Genomic DNA, 8,237 nt, shown 5'->3' on the forward strand with positions numbered 1-8,237 from the left:
GATGCCAGCCCCTGTGGGGCCGCCGCGCGGCTCAGGCCCGGCAGCCCATGGCCCAGGCCACCAGCGGAAAATCGGGATCGTTGGTCAGATCGTCCTCGGGCCGCGCCTCGGGCGGCCAGGGCAGTTCCAGATTGCGCGCGGCGGCGGCACGATTGCCCCATTGCGCCGCGCGGATCGAGCCTTCCTCGAACCCCGCCTCGACCAGCAGGTTATGCAGGCCCCGCGCCGACCAGCGGCTGCAATCGACCGGGACGGCGTGATAGGGAATGAAGAAGGGCACCGCCAGCCAGAACCAGCCGCCCTTCTTCAGCATCCTGTAGACATTGCGCGTCGCGGCCTGCGGGCGGTCGATATGTTCCCAGACCTGATTGGCCAGGATCACATCGAATTTGCGCGGCTTGCCGTCCCCGTCCAGGAACGGCCCGCGGCAGGGGTCATGCGCGGGGTAATGGAAGCTTTCGAAGCTGCGAAAGCCCAGCCCCGCGCCCCAGGCGCCGGAAATCTCGGCCGCATCCAGACGCTCGGGCCCCAGCGCGCGCAGCCAGGCGCGGCTGGTCTTCTGCATCACGATGCGGTTGAGCGAGGCCATGGCCTAGAAGTGAATGGCCCGCCCATAGGCGTCAAGCACCGATTCATGCATCATTTCCGACAGGGTCGGATGCGGGAAGACGGTTTCCATCAGCTCGGCCTCGGTCGTCTCCAGCGTGCGCCCGACGATGTAACCCTGGATCAGCTCGGTCACTTCGGCGCCGACCATATGCGCGCCCAGCAACTCGCCCGTCTTGGCATCGAAAACGGTTTTCACCAGCCCCTCGGGTTCGCCAAGCGCGATGGCCTTGCCATTGCCGATAAAGGGGAAACGGCCGACCTTCACCGTATAGCCCGCCTCTTTCGCCTTGGCCTCGGTCATGCCGACACTGGCCACTTGCGGATGGCAATATGTGCAGCCGGCGATCGAGCCGGGCTTGATCGGATGCGGGTGCTGGCCGGCGATCAGTTCGGCCACCATCACGCCTTCATGGCTGGCCTTATGGGCAAGCCAGGGCGCGCCGGCCACGTCGCCGATGGCGAACAGGCCCGGCACGCCGGTGCGGCAGAATTCATCCGTGACCACATGGGTGCGGTCCAGCTTCACGCCCAGGGCTTCCAGGCCCAGGTTTTCGACATTGCCGACGATGCCCACGGCCGAGATCACCGTGTCGTAATCCGAGGTGGTGACCTTGCCATCCTGTTCGATATGCGCGGTCACGCCCTGGCCCGGCTTGCGGTCCAGCTTCTTGACCGCCGCCTTTTCCAGGATCTTCATCCCCTGCTTGACGAATTGCTTCTTGGCGAAGGCGCTGATTTCGGCATCTTCCACGGGAAGGATGCGGTCCATCACCTCAACCACCGTGGTCTCGGCGCCCAACGTGTTGAAGAAGCTGGCGAATTCGATACCGATCGCGCCCGAGCCGATGACCAGCAGCTTCTTCGGCATCCGGCTGGCGACCAGCGCATGCTTGTAGCTCCAGACCAGATCGCCATCGGCTTCCAGCCCCGGCAATTCGCGGGCCCGCGCGCCGGTGGCCAGGATCACGTTCTTCGCGGTCAGCGTCTCGGTGCCCTTGTCGGTCTTCACCTCGACCACGCCGGGTTTCGGCAGGAAGGCGGTGCCCATGATCACGGTCACCTTGTTCTTCTTCAACAGGTGGCCCACGCCGCTGGCCAGCTGCTTGGCCACCCCGCGCGAGCGTTGCACCACCGCCGGCAGGTCATAGCCGATGCCTTCGGCCTTCAGCCCGAATTCCTTGGCGCGATGCATCAGATGGAAGACTTCCGAGGACCGCAGCAGCGCCTTGGTGGGGATACAGCCCCAGTTCAGGCAGATGCCGCCCAGATGTTCACGCTCGACCACGGCGGTCTTCAGCCCCAGCTGGGCCGCGCGGATTGCCGCGACATAGCCGCCGGGCCCCGCCCCCACCACCACGATGTCGAAATTCTGGTCGGCCATGTTCCCCTCCCTAGGAAATTCGTTTACCCTTAAACCATCTCATTCAACGCAGCAACAAAGCCGGCCGCATAGGCCTATTCCGCGCGCGCATGGCTTAGGTCTTCATCTGTTTCACCAGCGCGGGATAGCCGCCCGCGGCCAGAAATGCCGCTTCCTCGGGGGTGTTTTCCCGCTGCAGCGCCGCGTTGCGCCCGGGAAAGCGGCCAAACCGGCGGATCATCTCGGCATGGGCGCGGGCATGCAGCGCCATCTCGGGATCCGAGCTCATCCGCGTCTCCATCAGCGCGATGGCCTTCTGCTGGTCGGCCGGATCTTCGGAATGCTCGAAGGGCATGTAGAAGAATTGCCGGTCGGGTTCGGGCACGTCCAGATCCCAGCCCGCCGCCAGCACCTTTTCCGCCGCGGCCCGGGCCTGGGCATCGGTGGCAAAGGCCAGTTCCGTGCCGCGATGGATGTTGCGGGCGAATTGGTCGGCGATGACGATATAGGCCAGCGAGCCCGCCGGACCGTCGACCCAATGCTCCAGCCCGCCATCGCGCAGCGCCGCCAGCAGCACCTCGAATCGCGTCGCGCAGGCATCGTCGATTTCCTCGGTGCCGGCATACCAGCCCTCGGGGCCGATCTCGCCCAGCCAGAAATCAAGCACTTCCACCGGATCAGACATGGTCACCTCCTGCCCCGGCCAGCCTGACAGGCCCGCGCGCGCTGCGCAACCACTCAGCGCGGGCTGCCCATGTCGGCCTCTTCCAGCACCGTCGCCACCGCCACTTGCGAGGCGGTGGGCGTCACGCCGCGGAAGGCGCCGGTCATCGCCGGCGCGGCCCGGCGCGTCATCCGCCAGCCGGCATATCCGGCCAGCGCCAGATACAGAACCGCGATGAACAGGAAGAAGCCCGCCGGCCCGATCCCCGCCATCATCCAGCCGGTGATCACCGGGCCGAAGATCGCACCGAAGCCGTTCAGGAAGATCATCCCCGCACTGGCGCCCGGCATTTCATCCAGGCTCATGAAGTCGTTGGTATAGGCGATCAGCAGCGCATAGACCGGGTTGGTGATCCCGCCCAGCACCACCGCCGCCGCGATCAGCGCCCAGAACGGCAGGCCCGGGATCATCGCAAGCAGCATCGCCAAGGCGGCCACCAGGCTTAGCCCCAGGATCAGGCTGCGGCGATCCATCCGGTCGCTGATATAGCCCACCGGATATTGCAGGATCAGCCCGCCCACATACATCGCCCCCACGAAGACCGATATCTGCCCGACGCTCAGCCCGACCTGGGTGCCCCAGACCGAGGCCATGCCGAACATGGCCGAAAAGATCCCCCCGGTCAGCAGCATGCCGATGCAGCCCAGGGGCGAGATTTCAAACAGCTTGCGGAAGGCCAGCCGCCGCGCCCCGTCAAAGGCGGGTGCGGGCGTCGGCGCCAGCAGGATCGGCAGGAAGGCCAACGAGACCAGGACCGAGGGGATGATGAACAGGATGAAGCCCGAAGCATCGGGCAGGTTCAGCAGAACCTGGCTGACGATGATCCCCAGCATCTGGGTGATCATATAGGCCGACAGCGCCTGACCGCGGGTCTCGTTGGTGGCGGTGTTGTTGATCCAGCTTTCGGCGGTGATGTAGATCCCCGAAAAACAGAAACCCGCCAACACGCGCAGCAGGCTCCAGGCGATCCAGTCGGGCATCACCGGATAGACGACCAGGATCGCCGAAATGGCCGAGCCGAGCGCGGCAAAGACCCGCACATGCCCGACCCGCTGGATCAGCCGCGGCGCCACGACCGAGCCGAACAGGAAGCCCGCGAAATAGCAGGACATCACGATCGACAGCTCGAAGGTCGAAAAGCCCTCGCCGCTGCCGCGGATGCCCAGAAGCGTGCCCTGAATGCCGTTGCCGACCATCAGCATCATCACGCCCAACAGAAGCGGCCAGGTGCTGGTAAGAACCTTGAACATGGTGAAATGCGTCCTTTGCGCCTTCCGGCCGTCTTGCGGGGAAAGTCAGGTCAGGGATGACAGGGCGTCGCCGTCCCGCGGCTCGGGCACAAGCAGCGACGCGTCGCCATATGAGAAGAAGCGGTAGCCACAGGCCACGGCATGATCATAGATCCGGTCGATCCGCGCCTTGCCCATCAGCGCCGAGACCAGCATCAGCAGCGTCGAGCGCGGCAGGTGGAAATTCGTCATCAGGGCATCGGTCACGCGGAAGTCGAAGCCGGGATAGATGAAGATATCCGTCGGCCCCTCCCAGGGCGCGATCTGGCCGGTGGCGCGGGCCGCCGTCTCGATCAGGCGCAGCGCGGTGGTGCCAACCGGAATCACCCGGCCCCCCGCGGCCCTGGTTGCGGCGATCTCGGCCGCGGCCTCGGGCGTGACCCGGCCCCATTCGGCATGCATGCGATGCGTCGTCACGTCTTCGACCTTGACCGGCAGGAAGGTGCCTGCGCCGACATGCAGCGTCACTTCGGTGAAATCGACGCCCCGGTCGCGCAGCGCCGCCAGCAGGGCTTCGTCGAAATGCAGGCTGGCCGTGGGCGCCGCCACGGCGCCGGAATGGCGGGCGAAGACGGTCTGGTAATCGTCCTTGTCGGCCGCATCGGCGGGGCGCTTGGCGGCGATATAGGGCGGCAGCGGCATGGCGCCGGCCGCGGCCAGGGCGGCATCGAAATCCTCGCCCGCGCGGTCGAAGACCAGGCGCAGATCCGTCTCGCCCTTCTCGGCCACCTCGGCCGACAGATCGGCCGAGAAGACCACCCGTTCGCCCAGGCGCAGCTTGCGCAGCGGTTTGGCCAGCGCCCGCCAGCCGCCCGCCGCCGCCGGCTCCAAGAGCGTGATCTCGACCTTTGCCTGCGCCTCGCCCCGGGTCCGGGTGCCGAACAGCCGCGCCGGGATCACCCTGGTGTTGTTCAGCACCAGCCGGTCGCCCGGGCGCAGGATCGCGGGCAGGTCATGCACATGCCGGTCGGCGATCGCATCGCCTTCGGCCAGCAGCAGCCGCGCCGACGATCGCGGCTTGGCGGGTCTGGTGGCGATCAGCCGCTCGGGCAGGTCGAAATCGAAATCCGACAGTTTCATCCGCCGCTTCCCTTCAAGACCGGCGGCGGGCGCCGGAAGATGTCGCGGAACATGCCGGGGGTCAGAATCGACAGCGGGTTGACGCTGACCGACGGGTTCTCGGCGCTTCCCGTAAGCCGGTAATTGAAGCCGAACAAGCCCTCGCCCTTGCGGGTGAAGATCTGCCCGATCCCGTTCAGCAGATACAGCGGCGAGATCGTGCCCTGAATGTCGATCCGCCCCGATTTCGACAGGTACAGCCCGGCGAAAGAGATCCCCATCGAGGCGCCGATCGCCGCGCCATGGCGGATCTCGACGCCCTCGGGGCTGAGGTAGAAATCGACATCGCCCTCGCCGAACAGAATCCCGTTGCCGTTCAGCTGTTCCAGCAGCCCCACGACCGAGACCGCCGACAGAAGCTCGGCCAGGGCCGGCGCGCCCTGCACCGACAGGTTCTGGAAGGTGGCAATGCCGCGATACTGGCCCTCGGGGCCACGCGGCTGCAGGGTCATCTCCAGCGTGCCGCCGCGGCCCTTGTCGAAGATCCCCGCCGCCGCCATCACCGCCCCGGCATTGCCCGAGCGGACGCGCACCGCCGTGCCGCCCTTGACCGGAACCGCCGCGCCTTCCACCCGGCCGGCACCGTTCACCGCGGCGACGAATGTGCCGTCCAGCCCGCCGGGCCGCAGCAGGAAATCGCCGGCAAAGCCGGTCAGCGCGATGCCGGCCGACAGGACCAGACGGTCCAGGTTCACCGTGATCGGCACCGTGGCCCCGCCGGCCCCACCGCCGCCCTGCCCGCCCGAGGGCCGGCGGCGCAGGTCCAGCATGCCGCCATTCAGCTTGATGCGGATGCCGCCCTTGCCGGTGCCCGTCACATCGACCGGCGTATCCAGCCAGTCGCCCGCGCGAAGCCGGCTGAACCGCGCCAGCTCCAGCCCGCCGCCGGCGCGGCTGGTGATCTGGCCTTCGGCCAACAGCCCCGGCGCCTCAAGCCGCAGGGCGGTGACCTTGGGCGGGCTGGACAGGACCGCATCCAGAACCAGCTTGCCGCCGGTCTTCGCCCCCTTCGACCAGCCAAGCGCATCGACCGACAGACCCGCCCCGACCAGATTGCTTTCCAGATGCAGTTGCGCCGGCTGGCCGCGCTGCAGGCTCAGCACCGCGTCGGCCGTGGTCTGCCCGCGCAGCCAGCCCGCCGGCAGCGCCACGCCCAGGGCCCGCAGCCAGGCATCGCTCAGTTCCGCACTGCCCCGCACCGTGGCCTTGCCCGCCGCCTCGGGCCCGAAACGCTGGTCATAGCGTGCCACGATCGGCATCGGCCCCAGATGCGCCTCGCCCGACAGCGTCATCCCCGCGGTCGTGACCCGCACCGCCATGTCGGGCGAGGTGACCGTCTGCCCCGGCACCAGCTTGTCCGAGGCGAAATCGACGATCCGGCCGCTGACGTCGAAGGCAACATCCTCGGCGGTGATCTTGGCCAGCAGCGGAAAGCGCAGATCCGACACCAGCAGCGCCTGGCCCTGGCCCAGATCCACCGGGCGATTGGCCTTGGTCAGGAAGTTGAACGGGTCTTCATCCATCAGCGAAAGCGTCGCGGTCAGAGGCGCACGGGTCAGCAGCCGCACCTCGGCCAAGGCTGGCTTTGCGGCGATGTCGGGCACCACCATCACCGAATCCGCCACGTCGATCGCGCCCCCCTGCGGCGCGGTCACATGGCCGCCGTCCAGAACCACCGTATAGACCGTGCCGTCCATCGTGGCGCGGCCATGGCCTTCCTGCACCGGCGGCAGGGTGCGGATGAAACGCACTTCGGCGCCCGAGAATTCATAGCCCAGGGCAAAGCGCGGCGGCTGATGTTCCTCGAACCGCAGCGCCGCCTTGAAATTGGTGAAGTCGGCCTGGCCGATATTGTCCGCCAGCCATTTGCGCGTGGCGGGCACCACCGAGACCGGCCAGATCTTCAACAGCCGCTCGGCGCCGATCGCGTTCAGCGCCACGTCCAGCCCGCCCTGCCAGCCGGCATCGGTGATCGCCGCCTCGCCCTTCAGCGTCAGCCGCTCGGCCCCCTCGCGCAGTTCCAGCTGGCCCACATCCAGCCGGAAGGGCGACAGGCGCAGCCGCAGGTCCAGCGTGCCATCGGAAAACCGCACCGGGCTTTCGAACACCCCTTCGGGATCGACCATGACCTCGCTGAAATCCAGCTGCGAGACGATCTGGCGCGGCATCGCCCCGGGGGCGACCGCGCCGCCCGCGGCATCCAGCAGATCGGAATGCCCGACCGCCTTCAGCCGCAACGAGGCGCTTTCGACCGACAGCGCGCCCAGGGTGACGCGCTGACGCTCGGGGTCGTAATGCAGCGCGATCGAGGCGCTGTCGAAGGCCACCGGGGCCGCATCCGGATCGGGGCGCAGCGCGCCGGCGCCCAGCTGCAACTCGGCGTCCAGCCGGCCCAGCCGGCCACCCGCGCTCAACTCGCCCGTCAATTGCCCCGAGATCGGGGCGTCCAGCAGCGTCAGCGCAGCCAGAGGCGCGGCCTGGGCGGCCAGATCGGCGGCGGCGACGCGGCTGACGCTGGCGCTCATGCGCGCCGAGCTGTCGCTGCGGGCGGTTTCGATCGTCACCCGCGCCTGGGCGGGCTCGGCCCCGTCCAGCAGCGTGACGCTCAGCTCTGCCGCAAGCCCGGATTCGCGGTTTTCCAGGACCAGACGCCCGTCGCCCACCTCCCAGACCCGCCCCGCCCGTGCGTCGCTCAGCGTCAGCGTCAACGCATCGGCCTCGACCAGGGCCAGGCTGGACAGGGCGGGCTGGGCGAACATCCGGTCCAGCGCATCCAGCAGTTGCGCGGGGTCCTGCAGGCCCGGACTGCCCGACAGGCCGGCCAGGCTGAGCCCCAGCCGCCCCTCGGCGTCACGCTCCATCGCCAGGCGCGCGCCGGTCAGCCGCAGCGCCCGCGGGCGGATCTGCCCCGAGACCAGCGCGCCCGGATCCAGCGCCACCCGCGCCTCGGTCAGGGCCAGAACCGACCGGCCGGTGCCGTCGATCAGCCGCAGGTCGCGCAGCACGAAGCGCGGCACCAGATCGCGATCGACGGCCAGGTCGATGCCGCCCAGCGACAGGGCCGCCCCGTCCGGCAGATGCGCCGCGGTCAGCGCACGGTTCAGCCGCGTCTCGACCTCGGCCACCGCCCAGACCG

At 68.3% G+C, this 8,237-nt stretch carries 6 protein-coding genes; all 6 read right to left on the minus strand.

Going from position 1 to position 8,237, the window contains the following annotated elements; genetic code table 11:
* Positions 1-31: 31 nt before the first annotated feature.
* On the minus strand, positions 32-589 hold the full coding sequence (locus K1Y73_RS05835) for a class I SAM-dependent methyltransferase (protein ID WP_225027127.1): 558 nt from the start codon (positions 587-589) through the stop codon (positions 32-34).
* 3 nt (positions 590-592) lie between these two features.
* Positions 593-1,990, minus strand: a complete 1,398-nt coding sequence (gene lpdA / locus K1Y73_RS05840; RefSeq protein ID WP_225027128.1) for a dihydrolipoyl dehydrogenase — start codon at positions 1,988-1,990, stop codon at positions 593-595.
* 94 nt (positions 1,991-2,084) lie between these two features.
* A complete protein-coding gene (locus K1Y73_RS05845; RefSeq protein WP_225027130.1) occupies positions 2,085-2,654 on the minus strand; it encodes a DUF924 family protein in 570 nt (189 codons plus the stop codon).
* 53 nt (positions 2,655-2,707) lie between these two features.
* Positions 2,708-3,943 carry an MFS transporter gene (locus K1Y73_RS05850; protein WP_225027131.1) on the minus strand — a complete coding sequence of 412 codons (1,236 nt, stop codon included), beginning with the start codon at positions 3,941-3,943 and terminating at the stop codon, positions 2,708-2,710.
* A 45-nt stretch (positions 3,944-3,988) separates the two neighbouring features.
* The gene (gene queA, locus K1Y73_RS05855) at positions 3,989-5,062 is read right to left on the minus strand and encodes a tRNA preQ1(34) S-adenosylmethionine ribosyltransferase-isomerase QueA (RefSeq protein ID WP_225027133.1); all 1,074 of its coding nucleotides are present in this window, start codon (positions 5,060-5,062) and stop codon (positions 3,989-3,991) included.
* On the minus strand, positions 5,059-8,237 hold a 3,179-nt coding region (locus tag K1Y73_RS05860), incomplete at its 5' end, for a hypothetical protein (RefSeq protein WP_225027134.1). The genes queA and K1Y73_RS05860, both read right to left, overlap by 4 nt.

The sequence above is a fragment of the Xinfangfangia pollutisoli genome (assembly GCF_020179405.1).
GTDB lineage: Bacteria > Pseudomonadota > Alphaproteobacteria > Rhodobacterales > Rhodobacteraceae > Pseudogemmobacter > Pseudogemmobacter pollutisoli.

What these genes read in the sequence shown, in the direction of transcription:
- K1Y73_RS05835 (WP_225027127.1), bottom strand. Translation starts at nt 589, where the DNA reads ATGGCCTCGCTCAACCGCATCGTGATGCAGAAGACCAGCCGCGCCTGG.
- lpdA (WP_225027128.1), bottom strand. Translation starts at nt 1,990, where the DNA reads ATGGCCGACCAGAATTTCGACATCGTGGTGGTGGGGGCGGGGCCCGGC.
- K1Y73_RS05845 (WP_225027130.1), bottom strand. Translation starts at nt 2,654, where the DNA reads ATGTCTGATCCGGTGGAAGTGCTTGATTTCTGGCTGGGCGAGATCGGC.
- K1Y73_RS05850 (WP_225027131.1), bottom strand. Translation starts at nt 3,943, where the DNA reads ATGTTCAAGGTTCTTACCAGCACCTGGCCGCTTCTGTTGGGCGTGATG.
- queA (WP_225027133.1), bottom strand. Translation starts at nt 5,062, where the DNA reads ATGAAACTGTCGGATTTCGATTTCGACCTGCCCGAGCGGCTGATCGCC.